This window comes from Lysobacter sp., assembly GCF_035655815.1.
In the GTDB taxonomy this organism is placed as follows: domain Bacteria; phylum Pseudomonadota; class Gammaproteobacteria; order Xanthomonadales; family Xanthomonadaceae; genus Lysobacter_J.
In genome coordinates this window covers 1-24651 of sequence record NZ_DASRTS010000043.1, presented here as the reverse complement: position 1 = coordinate 24651, position 24651 = coordinate 1, and the positions used below count along the sequence as shown (strand labels likewise).

The window sequence follows — 24651 nt, the reverse complement described above, 5'->3', positions numbered from 1 at the left end:
GGGGCGGCGCCCGCCGGTGCTGCGGCAGGCGTGGTGGCAGGCGAAGTTCCGTCAGCCGGGGCAGGCGCACCGGTCGCCGGCGCGGCGCCCGCGGTTGCGGCGGCGTCGGTCGATTGCGCGTCCTGCGTGGCGGGCGCGTCGGGCACGCCGTCGCCGTCCTCGTCCTTGGGCGCGTTCGGATTGGCCAGCTTGACCTGCAGCTTGAACTGGTACGGCAGGCCCTTGTCGCCGCCCTTCGCCTCGATGATCGACAGGTCCGGATTGGTCATCCAGCCGGAGCCCTCGAGATTGCGCATGTAGGTACTCACGCGCGCATTCGACTGGGCGCGACCTTCAAGCGTCAGCGTCTCGCTGTCCTGCTTGATCGACGTCAGCACGGCACCGTCGGGGATGGTGCGCACCAGCGAGTCGAACAGGTGCACCATCTGCGAGCGGTTGGCCTGCAGCTTCTCGATCACTTCCTTGCGCGCCAGCAGCTTGGCCTTCTTGGCTTCCAGCTGCTTGATTTCCTCGTTCTTCTTCTTGACCTCGTCGATCTGCTGCTGGACGAACGCGTTGCGCTCGTTCTGCCCGTCGATCTGGCCGTTGTAGTAGCTGATGATGACGAACGACAGCAGGATGGCGCCGAGCGCGGCGGCGCCCAGCATGATCGAGAATTCCTTCTGCCGCTGCTTGCGGCGTTCTTCGCGCCACGGGAGGAGGTTGATGCGTGCCATCAGTCGAAGCTCCTCAGGGCGAGGCCGCAGGCGATCATCAGCGCCGGCGCGTCCTGGGCCAGCGCATGCGCCTGCACGCGCGGCCCGAGGGTCATGTGGGCGAGCGGGTTGGCGATGGTGGTCGGCACGCCGAGCTGTTCCTCGACCATCTCGGCGATGCCGGCGATGGAGGCGCAACCGCCGGCCAGCACGATCTGGTCGACGCGGTTGAATTCACTGCCGGCGTAGAAGAACTGCAGCAGGCGGCTGATCTGCTGGACCATCGCCTCCTTGAACGGCTCCAGCACCTCGGCTTCGTAGCTTTCCGGCAGGCCACCCTGGCGCTTGGCCAGGCCCGCTTCCTCGTAGCTCAGGCCGTAGCGGCGCATGACCTCGTCGGTCAGCTGCTTGCCGCCGAACACCTGCTCGCGCGCGTACAGGCTGCGGCCGCCGCGCAGGACGTTCAGCGTGGTCATGGTGGCGCCGGAGTCGACCAGCGCGATCAGGCCGTCGCGCGGACCGCCCAGCTGGTCGGCCACCAGCGCGAAGGCGTTCTCCAGCGCGAAGGCCTCCACGTCCATCACCTTCGGCGTCAGGCCACCGATTTCCAGGGCCGAGGCACGCACTTCCACGTTCTCGGAACGGGTGGCGGCCAGCAGGACCTGCAGCATGTCCGGGCTGCCGGGCATCGGGCCCAGCACTTCGAAGTCGTGGCTGACTTCCTCGATGGGATAGGGAACGTAATTGCCGGCCTCGAGCTCGACCTGCGATTCCAGGTCGTCGCCGTCGAGGTCGCCCGGCATCGGGATGACCTTGGTGATCACCGAAGACCCGGCCACGGCGGCCGCGGCGTGCTTGACGCGCGTGCCCGAGCGCGCGACCGCGCGCCGGATCGCCTCGCCCACCGCCTCGACCTCGACGATGTTCTTCTCGACGACGGCGTTGGGCGGCAGCGGCTCGACCGCGTAATGCTCGACGCGATAGCGGTTGCCGGCCCGGGAGAGCTGCAACAGCTTTACGGCAGTCGAACTGATATCCACGCCGACGAGCGCCGGCTGGCTTTTTGTGACGATCCCCACGGTATTCTCCCCTTGTCACAGGCGCTTACGTGCGCTTCGTGTGACCCCGCTTTAAATAACCAAGTTTGCACAGACTGGCAACCGTTTCCTTCGGAATTGCCTTACTGCGTCACTTTCCAACCCGCCACGGCCGCCGGGACCGGCCGGGCGCCGCCCGGAGGCTGGCCCAGAAACTCCGCTCAAAGTCCCCTTCCCCGCCTCCTCTATACTCCACGCCCACTACACCCGCAATCGGAATTCGCTTGATGCCCCGTCTACGACGCCTGCTGCGCTGGGCGCTGTTCGCGCTCGCCGGCCTGGCCGTGCTTGGCGCCATCGCGCTGGGCACCCTGTACTACCTGGTCGCCCCCAAACTTCCCGACGTCGAGACCCTGCGCACCGTCGAGATGCAGGAGCCGATGTACGTGTACGCGCGCGACGGCCGTCTGATGGCGCTGTTCGGCGAGACGCGGCGTTACCCGGTGTCCATCCAGGACGTGCCAGAGCGCCTGAAGCAGGCGTTCCTCGCCATCGAGGATGCGCGCTTCTACAAGCACCACGGCGTCGACTTCAAGGGCGTCGCGCGTGCGGTGTGGCTCATCGCCACCACCGATGCAAAGCGCGTGCCGGGCGGCTCGACCATCACACAGCAGGTCGCGCGACAGTTCTTCCTCAGCAACGAGTACAGCTACACGCGCAAGCTTGCCGAGATGCTCACGGCGATGCGCATGGAGCGTGAGCTGAGCAAGGACGAGATCTTCGAGCTGTACCTCAACAAGAGCTTCTTCGGCAACCGCGCCTACGGCGTCGGCGCCGCAGCCGAGTTCTACTACGGCAAGAAGCTCAACGAGCTGTCGCTGGACGAGATGGCCTCGCTCGCCGGCATCCCGAAGTTCCCTTCGAGCGGCAATCCGCTGAGCAATCCCGAGCGCGCCAAAGTGCGCCGTGACTACATTCTCGACCGCATGGCGGAGCTGCGCTTCATCACTCCGGCCGAGGCCGCGCAGGCGAAGGCCGTGCCGATGCACGCCACGCCGCACGAGCGCCCTGTCGAGGTGTACGCGCCGTACGTGGCGGAGATGGTGCGCCAGGAGATGGTCGCCCGTTTTGGCGCCGAGGCGCTAACCAAGGGCTACCACGTCACCACCACCATCGACCCGGTACTGCAGACCGCGGCCGACAAAGCGGTGCGCGATGGCCTGGCCGTCTACGACCGACGCCACGGCTGGCACGGCGTCGAGCAGCACTTCGACCTGCCGCCTGACGAGGACGCCAACAGCGTGCGCGCACGGCTGCGCAACATTGCACCGCAGGCCTCGTTGCTGCCGGCGATCGTGCTGGGCGTCAGTGGCAGCCAGGTGCAGGTGGTGCTGGCGGACGGGACGCAGGTGCAGTTGGGCGCGGACCAGGGCTGGGGCGGCCGCGCGCCGGCTTCCCTGGTCAAGCGCGGCGACCTGGTGCGCGTGAGCCGCGCTGAACCCGCGGCGCCCAAGCCGGGCGAGGCTCCGACGCCGCCGCGCTACCGTCTGGATCAGGTACCGCAGGCGCAAGCCGCGCTGGTATCGCTCGAACCGTCCAACGGCGCGCTGCGTGCGCTTTCCGGCGGCTACAGCTTCGCCGGCGCCAAGTTCAACCGCGCCACCCAGGCGCGTCGCCAGCCCGGCTCCAGCTTCAAGCCATTCGTGTATGCGGCATCGTTCGAACGCGGCTTCAATCCGGCGTCGGTGGTGCTGGACGCGCCGGTGGTGTTCAAGGATCGCCGCGGCCACATCTGGCGCCCGCAGAACGATACGGGCAACTTCGCAGGCCCGATGCGCCTGCGCGAGGCGATGGTGCAGTCGCGCAACCTCGTGTCGGTGCGACTGCTCGATGCGATCGGTGTCGAGTACGCACGCAAGTACATCAGCCATTTCGGCTTCGACGAAGCGGAGCTGCCGCCCAACCTGTCGATGTCGCTCGGCACGGCCTCGCTGACGCCGCTGTCCGTGGCGCGCGGCTTCGCGGCCTTCGCCAACGGCGGCTTCCGCATCACGCCGTGGTTCATCGATGAAGTGAAGGACCGCGAAGGCGCGGTGGTGTTCAAGGAGAAGCCCGCCGTCGCGTGCCCGCAGTGCGGCTCGCCGGGCGCGGCGGCGCGCGCGGTGCAGAACGCCACCGTCGTCGACGGTTTCAATCTCGGCCCTGCCGCCACCACTACGCAGCCCGCGAAACCGGAAGTGCCCAAGGACGAGCCCCAGGCGCCCACCATCGACACCAGCAACATGGTATTGGCGCCGCGCGCGATCGATGGCCGTATCGCGTACCAGATCGTGTCGATGCTGCGCGACGTGGTGAAGCGCGGCACGGGCACGCCGGCGAAGGTGCTCGAACGCGAGGACATCGGCGGCAAGACCGGGTCCACCAACGATCACCGCGACGCGTGGTTCTCCGGTTTCGGCGGCCCGTACGTCACCACCGTGTGGGTGGGCCGCGACAACTACAAATCGCTCGGCTATCGCGAATACGGCGGCAAGGCCGCGCTGCCCATCTGGATCGACTACATGCGCGTCGCGCTGAAGGACCAGCCGCTTGCGACGAACGAACCACCGGATGGCATGGTCAAGGTGTCCGTGGCCGCGAACGGCTCGCTGATCCCGGGCGGCGAAGGCGGGATCATCGAGTGGGTCAAGGCCGAAGACCTGGACCGCATGCAGAGCTACGTGGATTTCGGACCGGACGAGACCGCGCCGGCCGAGGAAGAGTTCGACATCTTCTGACCAACGCGCGATGCACGACGAGACGCCGGGCCCAGCCCGGCGTTTTCGTTTGCGGAGGGGATTCGTTCATCGCGCGCGGCGCGCATCCACATCACCGACACGCCATGCACGGTAATTTGGCGGCCAGGGAAACGTGCTAGCGTTCGTCATGCCGGCGACGCCGGTCGCGCCGATTCCCATCGTCGTCGTCGTGCCAGCCGCGGAGGTCGCCATGCCCCACGCCAGACCGCACGCTTCCCAGCACGCGCAGACCCGCACCCGTGAACGCCGCCATCGCCTCGCCCACGAGGCTGCGCGACTGATGGCCGAGAGCGGCATCCGCGATTACCACCAGGCCAAGCTCAAGGCGGCCGAACGGCTCGGCATCTTCGACGATGCATCGCTGCCGCGTAATCGCGAAATCGAGGATGCATTGCGCGAATACCAGCGCCTGTTTCAGCGCGACAGCATTCCCGCGCTGCGCAAGCGTCGCGAAGCCGCATTGCGTGCGATGGAGTTCTTCACGGCGTTCCAGCCGCGCCTGGTCGGCCCGGTGCTCGAAGGCACCGCAGATACGCGCAGCCCGGTGATGCTGCACCTCTACAGCGATGATCCCGATGCGGCACCGCGCTTCCTCGAGCAGCATGGCATTCCCGCGGAAGGCCGCAGCCGTCGCGTGAGGCTGGATCGCGAACGCGCTGCGGATGCGCCCGTGTGGGTGTTCAGCGCCGAGGAGCTGACGTTCGACCTGACCGTATTGCCGCTGGACGTGCTGCGGCAGGCACCATTGTCGAGCACCGACGAGAAGCCGATGAAGCGCGCGAGCGCCGGGCAAGTGCGCCAGTTGTTGGCGGAAGAAGAAATCCTCGGATACGAGAGCGGCGGCTGAGACGGCGGCAATTCGAAGCGCCGACGCTTCGGCGTTGCATCCGGACTGCTACGGCGATGTTGCCGCTCGCCGACTGCGGCCACCCCCGCCGAAACCGAACACGTTCAACTCGATCACCACGAAGGCGACGAGCCAGAGCAGCGCGTCCCAGGTATCGAGCCACGCGGCCTGGGGATCCTCGTCGCCGAACCCCATCGCGGCCCAGGTCAGCAGGAAACCGACCAGGGCCAGGTACAGCGCAGCCGCGACCATCCTGCGCAAGCGATGCAGCCGGATCGCCGAGGCCGGCAGCCGAACCTCGAGTTCCAGCAGCGCGATCACGCCCAGCCAGACCATCTCGTTGGCGAAATCCAGCCATACGCGCTCCAGCGCGTAACCGATGACCGCCACGACGATGGCGACCGCCGCCAGTGCGCGCACTCCGTGCAGGAGCGGCAGCCAGCGCGACGGAAGGCGCCAGCCGCCGGTCTCCCATTCGAACAGCAGCAGCAGGACGAGCCATGCGGCGGTGTCGACCAGTTCCGTCAGCCGCCCGTAGCGGGCGTACAGGGCGACGTCGACCGCGAGCAGCGCATAGACGATCCACTTGAAAACGACGAAGCCGCGGCGGGGCCGCGGCTTCGTAGTGGTGTCGGCGCGGACGCCGGCCATGTGCGCGAACTGGACCTCAGCGCTTGGCGAGGTCGGTGTAGTCGCGCTGCGGCGAACCGATGTAGATCTGGCGCGGACGGCCGATCTTGTTTTCCGGATCGTTCTGCTGCTCCAGCCAGTGCGCGACCCAGCCAGCGGTGCGGGCGATGGCGAACATGACGGTGAACATCTCCACCGGAATGCCCAGCGCCTTGTAGATGATGCCGGAGTAGAAATCGACGTTCGGGTAGAGCTTGCGCTGCACGAAGTACTCGTCCTTAAGCGCGGCCTCTTCCAGCTTCATCGCCACTTCGAGCAGCGGATCGTTGATGCCGAGCTCGCCCAACACCTTGTGGGTCATCTCGCGGATGATCTTGGCGCGCGGGTCGAAGTTCTTGTAAACACGGTGGCCGAAGCCCATCAGGCGGAAGCCCGATTCCTTGTCCTTCGCCTTGGCGACGGCGGAACCGACGTTCTCCGGGCGGCCGATCTCTTCCAGCATCTTGAGCACGGCTTCGTTCGCACCGCCGTGCGCCGGGCCCCACAGCGCGGCCACGCCGGCGGCGACGCACGCGTACGGGTTGGCGCCGGTGGAACCAACCAGACGCACCGTCGAGGTCGAAGCGTTCTGCTCGTGGTCGGCGTGCAGGATGAAGAGCAGGTCCAGCGCCTTGGCGGCGACCGGGCTGAGCTCCAGCGGCTCGCTCGGCACTTCCTTCATCATGTGCAGGAAGCGCGTGGTGTATTCGAGGTTGTTCTTCGGATAGCGCATCGGCCAGCCGATCGAATAGCGATGGCAGGCGGCGGCGATCGTGGGCACCTTGGCAATCAGGCGGATCGCGGCCAGGCGGCGCTGTTCCGGATCGTCCAGGTCGAGATCGTTGTGGTAGAAGCTCGCCATCGAGCCGAGCATGCCGACCAGCATGGCCATCGGATGCGCGTCGTGGCGGAAGCCATACAGGAACGTACGGAAGGCCTCGTGCATCATCGTGTGATGCGTGACCTCGTGTTCGAACTTGTCGAACTCGCCTTGGCTCGGCAGTTCGCCGTTCATCAGCAGGTAGGCGACTTCGAGGAAGCTCGACTTTTCGGCCAGCTGTTCGATGGGATAGCCGCGGTACAGCAGCACGCCGGCATCGCCATCGATGTAGGTGACGGCCGACTTGCAGCTCGCCGTGGCGGTGAAGCCGTTGTCGTAGGTGAAAGCGCCGGTTTCCTTCGGCAGCTTGGCAATGTCGATGCACGGCTGGCCGAGCACTGGATGATGGACCGGCAGGGTCACGGTCTTGTCGCCGGCGGACAGGGTGACCTGGTCGAAACCGGGTTTGGTCGAATCGGACACGAAAACACTCCTCAGGTCTGCATGCCGCCATGACGGCGCGGCACGAGGCGGGACGGGGGGTCACGACGCGCAGACGGGCCGCCGCGATCCGTGAATTATCGCACAACGACCTTGAGCCAAGGCTCGGACTTTGGTGGCATGGCCGGGATGGCGTGATCCGGCGGCGCGTCATGCACCGGCCCGGCCGTGGCTGCCGTGCGGTCTCCCGGAAACGCGAACGGCCGCCTTTCGGCGGCCGTCTGGATGCGGGTGTGCAACGCGATGGAGTGCTCCGTCGCGCGCTATCGCATCGTGGCTCGGAGCCGCGCCTGCGCGCGGTCCCGCACCTTACTTCTGGGCGTAGCGCTTGCGGAACTTGTCCACGCGTCCGCTGGTATCCACGATCTTGTGCTTGCCCGTGTAGAACGGGTGCGAGGCCGAGCTGATGTCGACCTTGATCAGCGGGTACTCGTTACCGTCTTCCCACTTGATCGTCTCCTTGCTGCCAAGGGTCGAACGGGTCAGGAACTGGAAATCGGTGGTGACGTCTTGGAAGACGACTTCGCGGTACTCGGGATGGATGCCGGCCTTCATGGCACTCACCAAATGATTCGGGGAAAGCGCGGCAGTATAGCGGGCAGTCCCGGGCCGGCGCAAGCCCCGGGATCCTCTCAGCGTGCGGCCAGCGCGTCGCGGATGATCTGCTCGAAACGCGCCTGGTCGTAGCGCAGCAGGATCCGGAACCGGTCCGGATGACCGCTCTGGCACTGCCAGTCGACCACCGTCATGCCGCGCGCCGGTCCGTGGCCTAGATCCACCGCCAGCGGGCGACTGGCCTCCTCCACCACGCCCTCGGGCTGCAGCGCGAAGCCCATGCCGAGCGCGTCAGCGGAGTGCCAGTAATCGCCGCGACGGTCGGCCGACCATTCGCGGGTCTTCCGCGAGATGCGCTCGTAGAAGCGCGCCCGGTCGGAATCGGCCTGCAGCCACTGCACGACATGGTCGTGCAGCAGGCCGTGGGCGATGGTGGCTTCCCAGTCGGCCAGGTCCACCTGCGGGAAGGCCTCGAACACGATGTGCGCGGCCTCGGGATCGAAGTAGACGTTGAACTCCGCCGCCGGCGTGATGTTGCCGTGCCCCGTGACCGCCCCGCCCATCACCACCAGGCGCGCCACGCGCTGCGGCAGCGTCGGATCGAGCTTCAGCGCCAGCGCGACGTTGGTCAGCGGACCCAACGCAACCAGCAGCAGGCGACCGGCATGTTCGTGCGAGAGGCGGATGATGGCCTGCGCGGCATGCTCGGCCTCGGCGCGGCGCGCGGGCGGCTCGTAGCCGACGTCGCCGAACCCGTCCTGGCCGTGCACGTAGCCGGCGTCGGGCGCGGGATGCAGCAGCGGACCGGGGCAGCCAGCGAACACCGGCACGTCCACGCCCGCGACCTCGCACAGCTTCAGTGCATTGCGCACGGTGTGCTGCAGGCCGACGTTGCCGGCCGCGATGGTCAGGCCGACGACCCGATGGCGCGGATCGTTGAAGGCGATCAGCAGGGCCAGCGCATCGTCCACGCCGGGGTCGGTGTCGATCAGCAGCGGAATCTTGTCGGTCATCGGTGGATTATGGCCGCGTGGGCCGACGGGCTCCAGCCGGGGTCGCTCACGCATCGAGCGCACGCCGCAATGCGCGGACGACATCGGCGTCGGTCTGCGGCCAGTCCGGCGAGAGGCCCGGGAGCGCATGGCGATGGCGCATCGACGAGGCCCGCAAGGTACGCGCCGAGGCATGCACTTCGTGCGCGCCGGAGCGTGCCAGCACGTCGTGGACATTGGTCGGCGTGATGCCCGCACCCGCCATCACGCGGATGCGCCTGCCCGCCTGGTGTACGACGGCAGCGATGACTTCCGCTCCCTCCGGCGCCGTCGCACGCGCACCCGACGTGAGCAGGCGCTCGCAGCCGAGGGCGATGACGTCCTCCAGCGCCTTCGCCGGCTCAAGCGCGACGTCGAACGCGCGATGGAACGTGACGCCCAGATCGCCGGCCGCGTCGATCAGCGCGCGGCACACGCGCACATCCACGGCGCCTTCGGCATCCAGCGCGCCGAGCACGACGCCGTCGCAGCCCAGCCGCACACAGGCTTCGATGTCGCGCAGCATCGTTTCGCATTCCGCGTCGCCGTACAGGAAGTCGCCCGGACGCGGACGGATCAGCACGTAAAGCGGTATCCGCAGGCGATCGCGTGCGACCGCCAGCGTGCCGTACGACGGAGTGCAGCCGCCTTCGCCGAGGTTCTCGCAGAGTTCGACGCGGTCCGCGCCGCCGTCCTGCGCCGCAAGCGCCGACGCCAGCGAGCCCGCTGCGACTTCCAGCAAGGGGCGCGACTCCGCTGCGCTCACGTCTGCTCCGTCGCGTACACCGATGCGGCTTCGTGCAGGCGATCGTGCGGACCTGTGCCACCATCCTGCAGTGCGTACACGAAGCCCTTGTGCAGGGCGAACGCACCGACTTCGCCGGCGCGGTTCATCGCCAGGAAGCAGACCTGCAGGCGCTTGCTTGCTTCCGGCCGCTTGCGCACGACGCGTTCGATCGCCTCGCGGCACGCCTGCGTCGGCGATCGGCCCTGGCGCATCAGTTCCACGACCAGGAAGCTGGCGGCGTTGCGCACCATTTCCTCGCCGACGCCTGACGCGGTGGCCGCGCCCACTTCGTTGTCGACGTACAGGCCGGCGCCGACGATGGGACTGTCGCCCACGCGCCCGTGCATCTTCCACGCCATGCCGCTGGTGGTGCATGCGCCGGCCAGGCGTCCCTGCGCGTCCAGCGCGAGGATGCCGAGCGTGTCGTGGTTGCTCTTGTCGCCCGGTCGCGACTGCCGCTCGGCATTGATCTGCGGCTGGTATTCGGACGTGCGCAGCCACTCGCGCCACGCCCTGCGCGCCTCGTCGGTGAGCAGCGGCGTCTTCGCGAAACCCTGCGACAGCGCGAACTGCTGCGCGCCCTCGCCCACCAGCATCACGTGCGGTGTCTTCTCCATGACCGCGCGTGCGACCGAAACCGGATGCGCGACGTCCTCCAGCGCCGCCACCGCGCCACAGCGACCGTCGCCGTCCATGATGCTGGCATCCAACGTCAGCACGCCGTCGCGATCGGGATTGCCGCAGCGGCCGACCGTGGGATTGCACAGGTCGGCCTCGGCCCAGCGCGCGCCGGCTTCGACGGCATCGAGTGCGCTGCCGCCGCCGTCGAGCACCTTCCACGCAGCGCGATTGGCGCCCACGCCGAAATCCCATGTGGACACGACGCGCGCGCCGGTCGACGTCGGCTTCGCTGCGATGGTCGGCAATGCAGCCGCGCCAGCGGCGAGCAGCGAGGCCTGGAGGAATCGGCGGCGATCGCCCATGCGTGTTTCCTTACGGATTGATCCGGTCAGAACCCGGAATGACGCTCGTAGTACCACGCTGCCGCGCCGACCAGGCCCAGTTGGCCGTGGTCGACCAGCCATACCGGCACACGCGTGAGCACTTCGCCGAGGACGCCCTTGTTGAGGAAGCGCGTGGCGAAGTCGCTTTCGAGCAGGAACGGACGGATCTGCGCGGGAATGCCCCCGGCCAGGTACACCGCGTCGGCACCGAAGGTCAGCGCAAGATCGCCGGCCAGGCTGCCGAGCAGCGCGCAGAACAGCTTGAGCGACTCCACAGCACGCGGATCGTGGCCTGCCTGGGCGGCGGACGTGACGGCCTCGGGTGTGTCGAGCGTCGGGTGGGCACCGTCCAGTTCGCACAGCGCGCGGTAGGTGTTCACCAGGCCCGGGCCGGACAGCACGCGCTCGTTGTCCACGTGTGGCCACCGTTGCAGCAGGCGCTCGAGCAGCGCGAGTTCGCGCGATGTGCCGACGGCGAGCGATGCGTGCCCTGCCTCGCTGGCGAGCACCCGCAGCGGCACGCCGTGCTGCACGGTGCGCGGCAGGCACAGCGACGCGCCGAAGCCGGTGCCCGGCCCGAGCACCAATGCCGGGCCTTCGCCGCCCTGCAGCGGGCCGCACACGCGCGTCATCGCGGCGACGTCGATGTAGGGCATGGCGCAGGCCACGGCTTCGAAATCGTTGAGCAGCGCCAGGTAGGCGATGCCTGCGTCGCGGCGCGTACGCTCGACCGACACCGACCACGGCAGATTGGCGTTGATCAGCACGTCGCCTTCCAGACGTCCGGCGATGGCGACCACGGCATGGGTGCGGTCGGCGCCGAACGCGGCCGCGAAATCGTCGATGATCGCGGCGAGGCTGGGGTATTCGGCGCAGGCGTAGCGCCGGTACTCCAGCACGTCGACCTTGCCGCCCGAACGCACCTGGACGAGGCCGAGGCGCGCGTGCGTACCGCCCACGTCGGCGGCGATGAACGGCTGCGATCCGTGCCGGCCGACAGGGGTTTCGGTTGGAGCGGGAATCACGATCGGCGGCATCGAAAGCAGACGGCGGGCGCCCATGATGCCCAATTCCGGGGCTCGGCTGCAGGTTGGACCTTCACAGATCGGCGGAGCGGCGATCCGGCGAGCCTGCGGGGACGCATGCAGCGCATGGCACACGCACCGTACTGCATCGCATGTCCGCTAACGGCGCCCCGCGACGCGGCGATCCGCCGGATCGCCCCTAGGCGGATGCGAACCGCACGGCGCCGCCCACCCAGCGCGAGACGATCCGCTCGGCAAGGTCGGGCGACTCGCGCAGCAGCCGTTCGCCCAGGTCCTGCACCTGCGGCAGCAGGTCGGCATCGCGCGCGAGATCGGCCACGCGGAACTGCGCCAGCCCGGTCTGGCGCGTGCCGAGCAGTTCGCCGGGGCCGCGCAGTTCCAGGTCCTTTTCGGCGATGACGAAGCCGTCGTTGGTCTGGCGCATGGTGTCCAGGCGTTCGCGCGCCATCTGCGACAGCGGCGACTGGTACAGCAGCACGCAGCTGGACGCCGCACTGCCACGACCGACCCGCCCGCGCAGCTGATGCAGCTGCGCCAGGCCGAGGCGCTCGGCGTTCTCCATGATCATCAGCGACGCGTTGGGCACGTCGACGCCGACTTCGATGACGGTAGTGGCGACCAGCAGGCCGATCGTGCCGTCCTTGAACGCGCGCATCGTCGCCTGCTTGTCCGCGGCCTTCATGCGCCCGTGCACCAGGCCGATGCGCAGCTCCGGCAAGGCCTTGGACAGGTCCTCGAACGTCGACTGCGCTGCCTGCGCGACGACCTCGTCGCTGTCGTCGATCAGCGTGCACACCCAGTACGCCTGCCGCCCCTCGGCGCAGGCCTTGCGGATGCGTTCGACCAGCTCCGGCCGGCGCTCGGCGCTGAGCGCGACCGTCTGCACCGGCGTGCGTCCGGGCGGAAGCTCGTCGATGGCGGACACGTCGAGGTCCGCATAGGCCGCCATCGCCAGCGTGCGCGGGATCGGCGTGGCGGTCATCACCAGCTGGTGCGGGACGATGGCGTCGCCATTGCCGTTGCCGCCCGTGCCCTTGTCGCGCAACGCCAGCCGCTGGTGCACGCCGAAACGGTGCTGTTCGTCGACGATGGCCAGCGCGAGATCGCGGAAGGCCACGCCCTCCTGCATCAGCGCGTGGGTGCCGACGACGACCTGCGCTTCTCCGGAGGCGATCTCTTCCAGCACCTTCTGCCGCGCCTTTCCCGTCACCTTGCCGGCCAGCCACGCCACGCGAACGCCGAGCGGCTCCAGCCAGCCGCGCAGGTTGCCCATGTGCTGCTCGGCGAGCAGCTCGGTCGGCGCCATCAGGGCCGCCTGCTTGCCGGCCTCGACGGCGAGCATCGCCGCCATCGCCGCCACGACAGTCTTGCCGCTGCCCACGTCGCCCTGCACCAGGCGCAGCATCGGATGCGGTTTTGCAAGGTCGGCGCGGATCTGCTCGAACACGCGCTCCTGCGCGCCGGTCAGCGCGAACGGCAACTGCTTGCGCAGGCGCGTCGCCAGCGCGGCCTTCTTCAGCACCGGTGCGGCATGGGCCTGCTGGGCGATGCGCTGGCGGCGCAGGCTGAGGTGGTGCGCCAGCAGTTCCTCGATCGCCAGTCGCCGCTGCGCGGGATGGCGGCCTGCGAGCAGCGCCGTGACGTCGGCGTCCTGTGCGGGCCGATGCACGGTGAGCAACGCCTCGCGCAGCGATGGCAGGCGGAAGCCGTCGCGCAGCTCACGCGGGAGCAGTTCCAGCGCCTCCTCCTCCGGCAGGCGGTCCAAGGCCTGGCCTATCAGGCGCCGCAGCGACGCGGGGCCGATGCCTTCGATGGTGGGATAGACCGGGTCCAGGCTGGTGCCGAGCGACGCGTCCTCGCTGTCTTCCAGAACGCGATAGCTGGGATGCACGATCTCCAGCCCGTGCTGGCCGGGTCGCGGCGTGCCATAGCAGCGCACCACGGCGCCGACCTTGAACTGGTTGACCTGTGCCGAGCGGAAGTGGAAGAAACGCAGCACGAGCGTGCCGTGCGAATCGTCGCCGATGGCCACGCGCAGCATCGGCCGATAGCGGAAGCCGCGCTCGACCGCTTCCACGCGGCCTTCCACCTGCGCCGCCACGCCAGGCTGCAGCAGGCGGATCGGAGTGATCGCGGTGCGATCCTCGTACTGGCGCGGCAGCAGCAGCCACAGGTCCTGCAGCGTGGTGAGTCCACGCGCGGCGAGCTTTTCGGCCACGCGCGGCCCCACCCCGTGCAGGCTGCTGATGGGTTGCGACTGGAGATCGACGGACGCGCCGCCCTTGCGAATCGGCATCGCAACAGGATGACGCGAAACGCCGCGCTGGAGGAAGAGGCAGCGTGCGCGGGGGCGTGTCGGAATGCGGATGGATTCGCGTGGAGCTATTGCGATACTTGGGGATCGTCTCGCAGCACGCGACGGTCAAAATCGTCGGCGGATCTTCTTCGTCGCAATCGGCAGCGCTCCCGGATTGCGACCCTCACCCCAACCCCTCTCCCGGCGGGAGAGGGGCTGAAGCGCCCTTGCATGATCGACAACGTTCCCGGATTGCGGCCCTCACCCCAACCCCTCTCCCGGTGGGAGAGGGGTTGAAGCTGCCTCGCATGTGGAGGCCGACGCGGTGCGTCAGAAGTTCGCGCTGAACTCCACGCCGTAGCTGCGCGGCTCGGTCATGCGTGCGCCCACCGTGCCGAGCACCGTCATGCCGTAGGTGCCGAACGAGTTGACGTACTGGTTGTCCAGCAGGTTGTTACCGTACACGGCGACCCCCCAGTGGCCGCCGGCCGAGGTCCAGCCGATGCGCGCATCGAGGATCTCCTGCGCCTCGCCGGCCTCGGTCTGGCCGAAGCGGCCGCAGCCGAGCACCGAGAACGACTCGTCGTTCTCGCGGCACTCGCCCACGTACGAGTAGCGCATGGCGGCGCGCACATCGCCGGCATCGTCCAGCCGCCACACGTAGTTCGCGCCGACCGCGAACGACCACTCCGGCGCGCCGGTCGGTTCGCCGCCCAGATCCACGCCCTGCGGATTCACGTAGCTCTTGTAGGTGGAATCCAGGTACTCGGCATTGAAGTCGAAGCCCAGTCCGTCGGTCGCCTGCCAGCGCATGTCGAAATCAACGCCCCAGGCCTCCTGGTCGGAGGTGTTGACGACGAAGCGCGGGATCTCGGTCGTCATGTCCAGCGTGACGGCCTGTCGGTTGTCGTAGACGTAGTAGAACGCCGACACGTTGTAGGCCAGGCGATAGTCCGGCAACGCGTGCTTGAAGCCGGTTTCGAAGTTCCAGACGTCCTCGTTCTCGAACTCGCTGCCGATCTGCAACGCGTTGAAGCCGCCGGCCTTGTAGCCCTTGGCCAGCGAAGCGAAGCCCATCATGTCGTCGGTGAAGTGATAGTCCACGACGAAGCGCGGGCTCCAGTCGTCCCAGGACTTCTTGGCGCGGTTCTGCACGCCCTTGTTCATCATCGCGGGCGGATCGATGAAGGCGATGTCGAACACCAGCGCTTCGAGCGGGATGCCGATGGCGTCGAGGAAGCCGATCTGGTCCAGCAACGCCAGCTGTGCATCCAGCTCCGGCGCGCTGCGCAGATCATTGAACCAGGTGAAGTCCTTCTCGTCGCGCGTGTAGCGCAGGCCGACGGTGAGGTTGAGCTTGTCGTTGACGTGCCAGATCACGTCGCCGAATGCGGCATAGGCCTTGGTGTCCAGCGTGTTGACGAACTTCTCGTTCCACGGCAAGCCCGTCAGGTCCACCGGGATGCCGAACATGTTCGCCGCCATCGTGATCGGCCCGTACAGGCCGCCGGGTGCCAGCCCCAGGTTGTTGGCGATGGTGTCGACCGAATCGGTCAGCGCGTTGACCTCGCTGGTCTGGTCGGCGTCTTCCTGGAAATAACTGACGCCGGCCACCCAGTCGATGCGGTCGGTGGAACCGGCGAACTTGAACTCCTGGTAGAAGTTCTCGTTGCTCTCGGTGTTGGTGGAATCGACGTACAGGTAGCTGAGGTTGGTGCCGTCCTCCTCGACCTGGTTCAGCGAGTCGTACTGGTGCCACGCCGTGGTGGACGTGAGGCTGCCCCAGCCGAAGTTGTGGTCGACGATCAGCGTCACGCCGTCGAAGGTGCGCGTTTCGGCATTGGTCGCGTCGGTGGCGTAGGCCTGGTCCAGCGGATCGAGGAACGAATCCGGATCGGCGGGCGCGAGCGGCAATTCCGGCAGCGCCGGCACGGGCACCACGCCGACGGTCGCCTGGCCGCGCTGGTCGAGGCTCTCGTGGTCCCATGCGATGAAGGCGCGGGTGTTGTCGCCGAAGCGCGTCTGGAACGCGGCGCGCGTGGCCCAGTTGTCCTCGGGCGCGAGGTCTTCGCCTGTCACCGCGTCCTGCACCCAGCCATCGCTGGTGTTGAAGATGCCGTTGAACCGGAACGCCGACGTGTCGCTTACCGCGACGTTGGCCATGCCTTCGAAGTAGGTCTTGTTGTCGTTGCCCAGGCGCAGCTTGCCGCGCGCGTGGTTGCCGTCGGTCTGCGGACGGTTGGTGATGATGGAGATCGCGCCGGCCGCCGTGTTGCGCCCGAACAGCGTGCCCTGCGGCCCCTTCAGCACCTCGATGCGCTGCACGTCGGTGAACGGCAGCAACACGCCGCCGCCGCGTCCGGCGTACACGCCATCGACGTACACACCCACTGCCGGATCGGTGCCGATGCCGAAGTCGTCGGTCTCGATGCCGCGCAGCTGGAAGCTGGGTTGCGTCGGCTGCAGGCTGTTGACGCGCAGGCCGGGCACGAAGCTGTCGATGTCGCCCAGATCCTCGGCGGCGACGTCGTCGATCAGTTGTTCGGTGACCACCTGCAATGCGATCGGCACGTCGAGCAACTCCTGCTCGCGGCTCTGCGCGGTGACGGTGATGGTGTCCAGCTGCGTGGCGTCCCGCGCGCCGGCATCCGGCGCCTGCTGCGCCATGGCCAGCGGCATGGCCGCGGTGAATGCGAGACCGGACAGCGCGCGACCCAGACCGGTGGCGAGCCTGCTCTTGCGTGGCGACATCGGAACCTCCCCTCCCAATGACTTCTTGTTGTGTTCGCCCCGCGGCCCCTGCCCGCGCGGCACGTGGCACTACTTCGTCGCGACCTTCGTATCCTCGTTGCTGCAGCTGCCCAGCCAGGCCGCGATCCAGTCGCGTACCAGGGCGACGCCTTCCTCGTGCACGGTACTGCGCCCGACCTCGGGCATCATCGCGCCCGGGTCGAGGCTGTCCATGCGATAGACCAGGATCGACTCGTCCGGCCTGCCCGGCACGATATCGAACATGTGATCGCCCGTGCCCTGCCCCGCCGCGACCGGCGGCTTGCACAGGCCCAGGCGCCGGGCGTCGTCGGTGTTGGCATCCAGCCACAGGCCCGACGTGTCCGCCGGTCCGACCTGGCTGTGGCAATGGCCGCAGTTGACGTCCAGGTAGGCGCGGGCGCGGTCCTCGACCGTCGCCTGCGCATCGTCCAGGCGCGCGTTGAACGGCACGCCCTGCTTCGGCAGGCCTTGCAGCCGGCCCAGCGCCGCCATCCTCGCCAGCTGGTTCTCGCCTGGATGCCAGGGGTCCTCGCGGTTCATGTGCCGCGCCTTCGGCCCGATCGGATGCATTTCGCGGGTGGTGTTGTTGGTGGCATGGCAACCGGCGCACTGGTTCTCGTCCGGCACCATGTACGCGAACTCCTGTTTCGCGCTTCCGTCAGGCTTGTGCAGCGTCAGCGGCACGGTCTCGCCGGCGCGCGCGAGCGTCGCCTCGGTCTGCTCCTCGTTCCACACGTACGGCAACGCGACCCAGCCCCTGTCGCGACGCACCAGCAGGCGCGTTTCGATCAACCGGACCTTCGACAGGTCCAGCCCGTCCAGGCTTTCCTCCACGCGTTCGGCGACGCGCAGCACGCTGCCGTTCTGGCCGCGCGGGTAGTAGAACGTCTTGCTGATGATGGTGCCGACCGGAAAGTCGAATGCCTCGTCCGGGTGATAGCGAGCCTTGCTTCCCGGCGGCAGCCACAGCGTGCGCAGCTTGTGGGCGTAGTCGCTGAACAGCGCGGTGTTGAGCGCGTACGGCTCCACGCCTTCGTTGAGCCGCAGCCGTGCGCCGTCGCTTTCGACGACATGCCACTCGCTCAGGTTTTGCGGCTGGCCCTGTGCGTGGAAGCGCACCGGTTCGGCCGCACGCTTGCAACCTGCCAGGGACATTGCGGCCAACAGCACGGCCGCGCCGATCGCAGAGCACTTCCTCATGCCGCCGGCGCCGCCTTCGCGGCGGTGGCCGCGTTGTCGCTGGGCAGCGTCACCACCGGCAGCGGCGGCAGCTTGCAGCGCACCTGGTCGGTGACGACGCTGGGGTTCTTGTACTTGTTGGGACCGTCGGCGTTGAGCGTGCCGGCCTCGCCATTGTCGATGCAGACCTGCGGGCCGGCGGCGCGCTGCACGTTGACGTAGCCGTCCCACAGCACGTCCGGCAAACGTCCGTTGAGGCCGAACATCGCCACCTTCAGCGCCTTCAGGTCCAGTCCGTCGGGCTTGTCGCCGCCGCCCTTGAAGCGGTTACCGTGGATGGCGATCTCCTCCGGATACGGATCGAAGGTCTTCGCGACGCCCTTGTCGGTCATGTAGCCGGTGGAGAAGTAGCTCGACACGATGACGTTGGCCGTCTGGTTGTCGGCGATGTCGTTGTCGAAGATCTCGACCTTGTCGTTGGAATTGATGACGATGCCCGAGCCGGCCGGCACGCTCGCCACCGCTGCGCCCTTGGCGGCGAAGTTGTCGGTGTTGTTGGCGAACACCTTGTTGCGGTACACGCGCGTGGTGTGGCCCGGCTGCGGCAGGTTGGGCATGTTGAACACCAGGATGCCGCCGGTGTTTTCCGTCGCGGTGTTCTCGTACACGTCGGCGCCGATGGTGTTCTCGATCTCGATGCCCGCCACGTTGCGTTCTGCACGGTTGCGGCGCACGACGACGTTCTTCGACTGGCCGACGTAGATGCCGGCGTCGGACGCGCCGATGGCCACCGAATCCTCGATCAGCACGTTCGAGGTCTGCACCGGGTAGATGCCGTACGCGCCGTTGCTGGTCTTCGGCCCGCCGGTCCATTCCACGCGCACGCCACGGATGGTGATGTTGCCGCCCTCGTTGATCTTCAGGCCGTCGCCCTTGGTGTCCTCGATGGCGAGGTTCTCCAGCGTGAAGTCGCCCGCGTTGACCAGCAGGCCTTCGGCACCGGCCTTCTGTCCCTTGAAGCTCAGCACGGTCTTGTCCATGCCGGCGCCACGGATGGTCACGCCGTTCACGCGCAGGGTCAGGCTGCGGTCGAAGGCATAGCGGCCGGCGGGGATCTCGATGACGTCGCCGGGCTTGGCGTCGAGCAGGCGCTCGATCAGCACCTTCTGGTAATCCGCATTGGCCGCAGGCGCCGCCGCCTGCTGCTGGCAGCCGGCCAGCGTCGCCAGAGCACCACCGATAGCCATGCCGAGAATGATCCGCTTCATCCGCTCCGTCCCATGCGTGCGGCCGATGGCCGCGAATGCCCGCCGGACGACGTCCACGCCTGCACTCTTGCGGCGTGGTCCAGCCCCCCGGCCCCTCCCGGCAGTCTGTGACCTTCGGCTGGCCAACGTGGAGGGCAAAGCCGGCATACTCAGGGGGGCAAACCGGACAAGCTACGCCAGCGTATGCCGCCCTACGACCGCGACGATCCACGCCTGAACACGGCCACCATCAAGAGCGGCATCGTCGCCGGTCTGGTCGCAATGGCGCACGAGCTCGGGGTGCCCTGCGAATCCTGGTTCGCCGGATTGCGGCTGGGGCCGGCCGCCTTCGACGGCGACATGCCGGTCTACCTCTCCTACCGCCAGGCCTGCCAGATCATCCGGCGCGCATTGCGCAGCCTGCCGCCGCGCGGTGTCGGCCTGACGCTGGGCGAACGCCAGACCATCGGTCACTTCGGCCTGCTCGGTCTGGCGATGCTTACCGCGTCGCGCTTTTCCGAAGCACTGCAGCTGGGCGTGCGTTATGCGCCCATCACCGGCGCGATGATGGAACTGGAACTCGACGAGGAAACCGACGGCGCGATGGCCGTGATCGCACGGATGCGCAGCGCCGATGCGGAGCTCGAACCGTTCCTGTGCGAGGAGCTCTTCGCCAGTTCGCTGATGCTGTGCCGCGGGCTGCTCGGCGCGGATTTCCGGCCGCGCGTGATCGACCTCGCGTACCCCGCACCGGCGTATGCCGCCGATTACGAAGACCTGTTCCGCTGCGAGGTGCGCTTCGATGCCTCGTGCAATCGCGTGGTGATCGATCCGCGCTGGCTGCAGGCCGCGATGCCCGCCGGCAACGCCGCCAGCGCGCAGCAGATCATCGCGCTATGCCAGGAGCAGATGCCCGCCGGACAGCCGCGCAGCGAAATCGTGGCGGTGGTCGAGCGCCTGCTGCGCCAGCACCTGGCCGACAACCCGCGCCTGGTCGACATCGCTGCCGAACTGCACCTCACCGAGCGCACGCTGCGTCGTCAGTTGCAGGCCGCGCAGACCACCTTCAGCGAACTGCACGACCGCGTGCGCAGCGAATCGGCGCGCGCACTGCTCGCCGATTCGCGCATGAGCATCGCCCACGTCGGCGCCGCGGTGGGCTTCAAGGATGCGCGTGAGTTCCGCCGCGCCTTCAAGCGATGGACCGGCGTGGCGCCGCGCGAAATGCGGGGTGCGGAGAAGGCGGAACCGTGAGCCTCGGCCTTGCGCTGCCTCCCGCTCCGGATGCATAACGCCATGGGGAAAGGAAAGTGGTAGCCCGATGGGAATGCTGAGCCGTGTTTCGGAAATTGCACGTGCACGCCACGCACTCGAACGCACTGGATGGCCACGACTCCAGATGTCGTTGATCATGCTGGTGACCGGTGCGGTCGGGTTCCTGTGCTCCTTTGCGCTTCTGTCGGCCGGTACCGACTCGATGCTGGTGCGGTACCCGATCGCAATCAGCGTCGCCTACGGCGCCTTCCTCCTGCAGATGTGGATATGGCTGCGCTGGCGCGACGACCTGGTCGACGCCATCGACCTGCCGGGCGACGCTTCGCTGCGGCACGGCACGGGCCGCAGCGCAGGCTGGACGGGAACCGGCGGCCACGCTGGCGGTGGAGGCGCGTCGGCCTCCTGGTCACCGAACGTGTCGTCCCCGGGCTCAAGCGGCCATTCCGCCGGCGTCGATGTTCTGGAGGCCGCGGGCGACGAGGCAGGCCTGCCACTGGTTGCGGCCCTCGCACTGGGCGCAGTCGCGCTCACCTGCCTCATCGCCGCGGGATGGGTGGTGTGGACCGCTCCCGCCCTGATGGCCGAATTGATTGTCGACGCTGCGATCGCCGGCGGCCTCTACAGACGCATGCAGGGCGCGCAGGCCGAAGGATGGTGGTGGCTGTGCATTCGCCACACATTCTGGCCGTTCGTCGGCGTCCTTTTCTTCTTCCTGACCATCGGCGTGACCGCGCAATGGCTCGCGCCACAGGCGAGTACGCTGATGCAGGTAGTGCAGGCCTTCTGACTTCCGCGTAAACGGTGCGTCAGTCCAGCACCATCACCGCATCGACTTCGAAGCCGGCGCCGCGCGGCAGGCCCGCGACTTCCACGGTCGAACGCGCCGGGTACGGGGCCTTGAAGAACTCGCCCATCACCGCGTTGACGGCGGCGAAGTTGTCCAGGTCGGTCAGGTACAGGCCCAGGCGCACGATGTCGTTGAGCGAGCCGCCTGCTGCCTCGCAGACGGCCTTGAGGTTCTCGAACGAGCGGCGTGCCTGCGCGCTGATGTCGCCTTCAACCAGCAGGCCGGTGCCCGGGTCCAGCGGAATCTGCCCGGAGAGGTACACGGTGTCGCCGGCACGCACGGCCTGCGAGTACGGGCCGATCGCGGCCGGCGCCTTGTCGGTCTGGATGATCTTGCGGGACATGGAAGGATTCCTCATTGCGAAAACGCGAGGTTAGCGCAGAAGCATTGCTTCAAGCCGTCGTTCCCACTTAGGCAGGGATCCGACTGTCCCGCATTTCAGCCGTTATCCCCGCGAAGGCGGGGATCCAACCGTTCGACTCGCCACGACTTCCGGAAAGCAGAAGGAAGGCGGGAAGAATGGGTTCATCCGCATCGCAGCCGTCATCCCCGCAAAGGCGGGGATCCAACCATTCGACTCGCCACGTCTTCCGGAGAGCGGAAGGGCGATGGAAGAATGGATTCCCGCCTACGCGGGAATGACAGCTTGAGCGCGAGGCCGCAACCTTTTCCCGAGTCCCGAGTCCCGAGTCCCGAGTCCCGAGTCCACGGCTCCTCACATCCGCTGCACGCCCAGCACGACGGCGAGCCTGCGCACGCGGCGCATCACGTCGGCGAGGTGACGGCGGTCGCTCACTTCGATGGCGAATCGCATCACCGCGATGTTGGCATCGCGGTCGAGGTATTCGACGCGGTCGATGTTGGATTCGGCTTCGGCGATGGCGGCCGCGACCTGGGCCAGCGAACCCGGCCGGTTGTCGACCTCGATGCGCAGTGCCGCGGCGAAGTCGCCGGCGACCTGGCGGTCCCAGCCGATGGGCACCCAGCGGTCCGGGGACTTGCGATAGTCGGCGACGTTCGGGCAGTCCAGCCGATGCACCACGATGCCGCGGCCCGCGGTGTGGTAGCCCATGATCTCGTCGCCAGGAATGGGCAGGCAGCAGTTGGCGAAACTGATCACGCCGCGCTCGGCGCCGGTGATCAGGATCTTGTCCTCCGGGCGTGGCAGCGGACTGGATGCGCCCTCGCGCAGCGGCTTGCCCGGCGCCTCGCGCGCCAGGGCCATCGCGACCTGCTGCGGCATGCGGTTGCCCAGCGCGATGTCGGCCAGCAACGCCTCCAGGCGCGGATAGCGGAACTCCGCCAGATACGCATCCATGCGCACGCCCGGTACGCGGTCGAGCGAGATGCCCAGCGCTTCCAGCGCGCGGTCGAGCATGCGATGGCCCAGCTGCACCGCGTCCTCATGTTCGAGTTGCTTGAGCTGCTGTCGGATCGAGGTGCGCGCCTTGCCCGACACCACGAACTCGAGCCACTGCGGCTTGGGCGAGGACGACTTCGCGGTGATGATCTCCACGCGCTGACCGCTGGCCAGCTTGGTGCGCAGCGGCACCAGCTTGCCATCCACGCGCGCCGCCACGGCCTTGTTGCCCACGTCGGTGTGCACCGCATAGGCGAAGTCGAGCGCGGTGGAATTGCGCGGCAGCGCCATGATGTCGCCCTTGGGCGTGAACAGGTAGACCTCGTCCGGGAACAGGTCGACCTTCACGTTCTCCAGGAATTCCAGCGACGAACCGGTGGCGCGTTGCGACTCGACCAGGTTGGCGATCCAGCTGTGCGCGCGGCTCTGCGCGCTGGTGGGGCCTTCGCCGCCGTGCTTGTATGTCCAGTGCGCCGCGATGCCGCGCTCGGCGATCAGGTCCATTTCCTCGGTGCGGATCTGCACCTCGATGGGCGATCCGTACGGTCCGAACAGCACCGTGTGCAGCGACTGGTAACCGTTGGCCTTAGGAATGGCGATGAAATCGCGGAAGCGCGAATCCAGCGGCTTGTACGCGGCGTGCACCACGCCCAGCGCGTGGTAGCAGTCGGGCACGCTGCGCACCACGATGCGGAAACCGAACACGTCCATCACCTGCGCGAAGGTTTTGTGCTCGGCGCGCATCTTGGTGTAGATGCTCCACGGCGATTTCACCCGGCTGATCAGCCGGTGCGCGAGTTTCTCCTTGGCCAGGCGCTGCGCCAGCTGCGCCTCGATCTGCACCAGCGATTCGCGGCGCACCACCGGCTGCGTGCGGATGCGCTTCTCGATCACCGCATGGCGCCACGGATGCAGTGCGCGGAAACCCAGGTCCTGCAGTTCCGCCTTGATCAGGTTCATGCCCAGGCGCTGGGCGATGGGCGCGTAGATCTCCAGCGTCTCGCGCGCGATGCGGTGGCGCGCCTCCATGCTCTGCGCGCCGAGCGTGCGCATGTTGTGCAGGCGGTCGGCCAGCTTGATCAGGATGACGCGGATGTCTTTCGCCATCGCCATGAACATCTTGCGCAGGTTTTCGGCCTGCGCTTCTTCTTTGGAGTTAAATTTGATGCGCTCGAGCTTGGTCACACCGTCGACCAGCGCAGCCACTTCTGCGCCGAACTCGGCGGTCAGCGTCTCATCGGTGACGCCGGTGTCCTCGACGACGTCATGCAAGAGAGCAGCCGACAGCGTCACCGCATCCAGTTCGAGATCCGCGAGGATCTCGGCGACAGCAACCGTGTGCATGATATAGGGTTCGCCCGACCTGCGGGTCTGCCCTTGATGGGCGGCTTCTGCGACTTCAAAAGCGCGGCGGAGCATCGCCGCGTCTTCCGGGCTCGCATACTTGCCGACCTTTTCTAAAAGGCGTTCAATACCCACAGGGTCAGCCACCCCCGTTTTCGCAGGATCAGTACTGGACGAGCGAGAAGACGTCATACCCTTTCAATTTCTCCCGTCCGTTCAGATACGACAACTCGATCAAGAAGCAGACGCCTACAACTTCTGCGCCGAGCTTCTCGAAAAGTTGGATCGTCGAGCCGATCGTTCCCCCTGTCGCGAGAAGATCGTCAGCGATGATGACTTTCTGACCCGGCTTGACCGAGTCTTTGTGGATTTCCAGCGAATCTTTGCCGTATTCCAGCGCGTACTCCTGGGAGATCGTCTCTCCCGGCAGCTTGCCCGGCTTGCGAACCGGGATGAAGCCTTTGCCGAGCGCATACGCCATCGGCGCTGCCAGCACGAAGCCGCGGGACTCCGGGCCTGCGATGACGTCAGCGTCGTGTTT

The 24651-nt window shown here is 67.5% G+C and carries 20 protein-coding genes; 4 read left to right on the top strand and 16 right to left on the bottom strand.

What is annotated here, in order from left to right; translation table 11 throughout:
* The coding region (locus tag VFE83_RS12465; RefSeq protein ID WP_324906581.1) for a PilN domain-containing protein at positions 1 to 716 on the bottom strand (716 nt) is incomplete at its 3' end.
* Entirely contained in the window at positions 716 to 1774 is a 1059-nt protein-coding gene (locus tag VFE83_RS12460; RefSeq protein ID WP_324906579.1) for a pilus assembly protein PilM, read from the bottom strand. The genes VFE83_RS12465 and VFE83_RS12460, both read right to left, overlap by 1 nt.
* 245 nt (positions 1775 to 2019) lie before the next feature.
* Here VFE83_RS12460 and VFE83_RS12455 point away from each other — a divergent pair, with 245 nt between their 5' ends.
* Together VFE83_RS12455 and VFE83_RS12450 are read left to right on the top strand one after the other, a co-directional pair.
* Positions 2020 to 4509 (top strand): penicillin-binding protein 1A, encoded by a 2490-nt coding sequence (locus VFE83_RS12455; protein WP_324906577.1) that lies wholly within the window; start codon positions 2020 to 2022, stop codon positions 4507 to 4509.
* Positions 4510 to 4720: 211 nt separating this feature from the next.
* Complete coding sequence (locus VFE83_RS12450) at positions 4721 to 5377, top strand: hypothetical protein (RefSeq protein ID WP_324906575.1); 657 nt, start codon at positions 4721 to 4723, stop codon at positions 5375 to 5377.
* A gap of 48 nt (positions 5378 to 5425) precedes the next feature.
* On the opposite strand, the gene VFE83_RS12445 is transcribed toward VFE83_RS12450, so the two are convergent.
* The 11 genes from VFE83_RS12445 to VFE83_RS12395 form a co-directional block, all read right to left on the bottom strand.
* Complete coding sequence (locus VFE83_RS12445; protein WP_324906573.1) at positions 5426 to 6028, bottom strand: hypothetical protein; 603 nt, start codon at positions 6026 to 6028, stop codon at positions 5426 to 5428.
* 16 nt (positions 6029 to 6044) lie between these two features.
* On the bottom strand, positions 6045 to 7349 hold the full coding sequence (locus VFE83_RS12440; RefSeq protein ID WP_324906571.1) for a citrate synthase: 1305 nt from the start codon (positions 7347 to 7349) through the stop codon (positions 6045 to 6047).
* A gap of 327 nt (positions 7350 to 7676) precedes the next feature.
* A complete protein-coding gene (locus VFE83_RS12435) occupies positions 7677 to 7922 on the bottom strand; it encodes a type B 50S ribosomal protein L31 (RefSeq protein ID WP_324906583.1) in 246 nt (81 codons plus the stop codon).
* A 77-nt stretch (positions 7923 to 7999) separates the two neighbouring features.
* Positions 8000 to 8935, bottom strand: coding sequence for a nucleoside hydrolase (locus tag VFE83_RS12430; RefSeq protein ID WP_324906569.1), 936 nt, complete (start codon positions 8933 to 8935; stop codon positions 8000 to 8002).
* Positions 8936 to 8981: 46 nt separating this feature from the next.
* Positions 8982 to 9719 carry a copper homeostasis protein CutC gene (locus VFE83_RS12425; protein WP_324906567.1) on the bottom strand — a complete coding sequence of 246 codons (738 nt, stop codon included), beginning with the start codon at positions 9717 to 9719 and terminating at the stop codon, positions 8982 to 8984.
* A complete protein-coding gene (locus VFE83_RS12420; RefSeq protein ID WP_324906565.1) occupies positions 9716 to 10723 on the bottom strand; it encodes a N(4)-(beta-N-acetylglucosaminyl)-L-asparaginase in 1008 nt (335 codons plus the stop codon). The genes VFE83_RS12425 and VFE83_RS12420 overlap by 4 nt, the downstream gene beginning before the upstream one ends.
* A 26-nt stretch (positions 10724 to 10749) precedes the next feature.
* Positions 10750 to 11805 (bottom strand): glucokinase, encoded by a 1056-nt coding sequence (locus tag VFE83_RS12415; RefSeq protein ID WP_324906563.1) that lies wholly within the window; start codon positions 11803 to 11805, stop codon positions 10750 to 10752.
* 163 nt (positions 11806 to 11968) lie between these two features.
* Positions 11969 to 14086 carry an ATP-dependent DNA helicase RecG gene (gene recG / locus VFE83_RS12410; protein WP_324906561.1) on the bottom strand — a complete coding sequence of 706 codons (2118 nt, stop codon included), beginning with the start codon at positions 14084 to 14086 and terminating at the stop codon, positions 11969 to 11971.
* Between the two features lie 330 nt (positions 14087 to 14416).
* A complete protein-coding gene (locus VFE83_RS12405) occupies positions 14417 to 16837 on the bottom strand; it encodes a TonB-dependent receptor (RefSeq protein ID WP_324906559.1) in 2421 nt (806 codons plus the stop codon).
* Between the two features lie 69 nt (positions 16838 to 16906).
* Positions 16907 to 18013: an SO2930 family diheme c-type cytochrome gene (locus VFE83_RS12400; RefSeq protein ID WP_324906557.1), complete on the bottom strand. Its 1107-nt coding sequence runs from the start codon at positions 18011 to 18013 to the stop codon at positions 16907 to 16909.
* Positions 18014 to 18054: 41 nt separating this feature from the next.
* Complete coding sequence (locus VFE83_RS12395) at positions 18055 to 19305, bottom strand: parallel beta-helix domain-containing protein (RefSeq protein WP_324906555.1); 1251 nt, start codon at positions 19303 to 19305, stop codon at positions 18055 to 18057.
* Between the two features lie 183 nt (positions 19306 to 19488).
* Between VFE83_RS12395 and VFE83_RS12390 the strand changes: the two genes are divergently transcribed.
* Both VFE83_RS12390 and VFE83_RS12385 read left to right on the top strand, forming a co-directional pair.
* On the top strand, positions 19489 to 20538 hold the full coding sequence (locus VFE83_RS12390) for an AraC family transcriptional regulator (protein WP_324906553.1): 1050 nt from the start codon (positions 19489 to 19491) through the stop codon (positions 20536 to 20538).
* A gap of 145 nt (positions 20539 to 20683) precedes the next feature.
* Positions 20684 to 21346, top strand: coding sequence for a hypothetical protein (locus tag VFE83_RS12385; RefSeq protein ID WP_324906552.1), 663 nt, complete (start codon positions 20684 to 20686; stop codon positions 21344 to 21346).
* Between the two features lie 19 nt (positions 21347 to 21365).
* Here the strand turns inward: VFE83_RS12385 and VFE83_RS12380 are convergent, their stop codons facing one another.
* From VFE83_RS12380 to VFE83_RS12370, 3 genes are all read right to left on the bottom strand, one after another.
* Complete coding sequence (locus tag VFE83_RS12380; RefSeq protein WP_324906551.1) at positions 21366 to 21749, bottom strand: RidA family protein; 384 nt, start codon at positions 21747 to 21749, stop codon at positions 21366 to 21368.
* 372 nt (positions 21750 to 22121) lie between these two features.
* Entirely contained in the window at positions 22122 to 24302 is a 2181-nt protein-coding gene (locus VFE83_RS12375) for a RelA/SpoT family protein (RefSeq protein WP_414674737.1), read from the bottom strand.
* Positions 24274 to 24651, bottom strand: a 378-nt coding sequence (locus VFE83_RS12370; protein ID WP_324906550.1) for an adenine phosphoribosyltransferase, incomplete at its 5' end; no start/stop codon positions are given. The genes VFE83_RS12370 and VFE83_RS12375, both read right to left, overlap by 29 nt.

Coding starts and splice junctions, on each gene's coding strand:
- recG (WP_324906561.1), bottom strand. CDS start 14,086: ATGCCGATTCGCAAGGGCGGCGCGTCCGTCGATCTCCAGTCGCAACCC.
- VFE83_RS12450 (WP_324906575.1), top strand. CDS start 4,721: ATGCCCCACGCCAGACCGCACGCTTCCCAGCACGCGCAGACCCGCACC.
- VFE83_RS12415 (WP_324906563.1), bottom strand. CDS start 11,805: ATGGGCGCCCGCCGTCTGCTTTCGATGCCGCCGATCGTGATTCCCGCT.
- VFE83_RS12445 (WP_324906573.1), bottom strand. CDS start 6,028: ATGGCCGGCGTCCGCGCCGACACCACTACGAAGCCGCGGCCCCGCCGC.
- VFE83_RS12435 (WP_324906583.1), bottom strand. CDS start 7,922: ATGAAGGCCGGCATCCATCCCGAGTACCGCGAAGTCGTCTTCCAAGAC.
- VFE83_RS12395 (WP_324906555.1), bottom strand. CDS start 19,305: ATGAAGCGGATCATTCTCGGCATGGCTATCGGTGGTGCTCTGGCGACG.
- VFE83_RS12385 (WP_324906552.1), top strand. CDS start 20,684: ATGTCGTTGATCATGCTGGTGACCGGTGCGGTCGGGTTCCTGTGCTCC.
- VFE83_RS12400 (WP_324906557.1), bottom strand. CDS start 18,013: ATGTCCCTGGCAGGTTGCAAGCGTGCGGCCGAACCGGTGCGCTTCCAC.
- VFE83_RS12390 (WP_324906553.1), top strand. CDS start 19,489: ATGCCGCCCTACGACCGCGACGATCCACGCCTGAACACGGCCACCATC.
- VFE83_RS12430 (WP_324906569.1), bottom strand. CDS start 8,935: ATGACCGACAAGATTCCGCTGCTGATCGACACCGACCCCGGCGTGGAC.
- VFE83_RS12375 (WP_414674737.1), bottom strand. CDS start 24,302: ATGACGTCTTCTCGCTCGTCCAGTACTGATCCTGCGAAAACGGGGGTG.
- VFE83_RS12405 (WP_324906559.1), bottom strand. CDS start 16,837: ATGTCGCCACGCAAGAGCAGGCTCGCCACCGGTCTGGGTCGCGCGCTG.
- VFE83_RS12455 (WP_324906577.1), top strand. CDS start 2,020: ATGCCCCGTCTACGACGCCTGCTGCGCTGGGCGCTGTTCGCGCTCGCC.
- VFE83_RS12420 (WP_324906565.1), bottom strand. CDS start 10,723: ATGGGCGATCGCCGCCGATTCCTCCAGGCCTCGCTGCTCGCCGCTGGC.
- VFE83_RS12380 (WP_324906551.1), bottom strand. CDS start 21,749: ATGTCCCGCAAGATCATCCAGACCGACAAGGCGCCGGCCGCGATCGGC.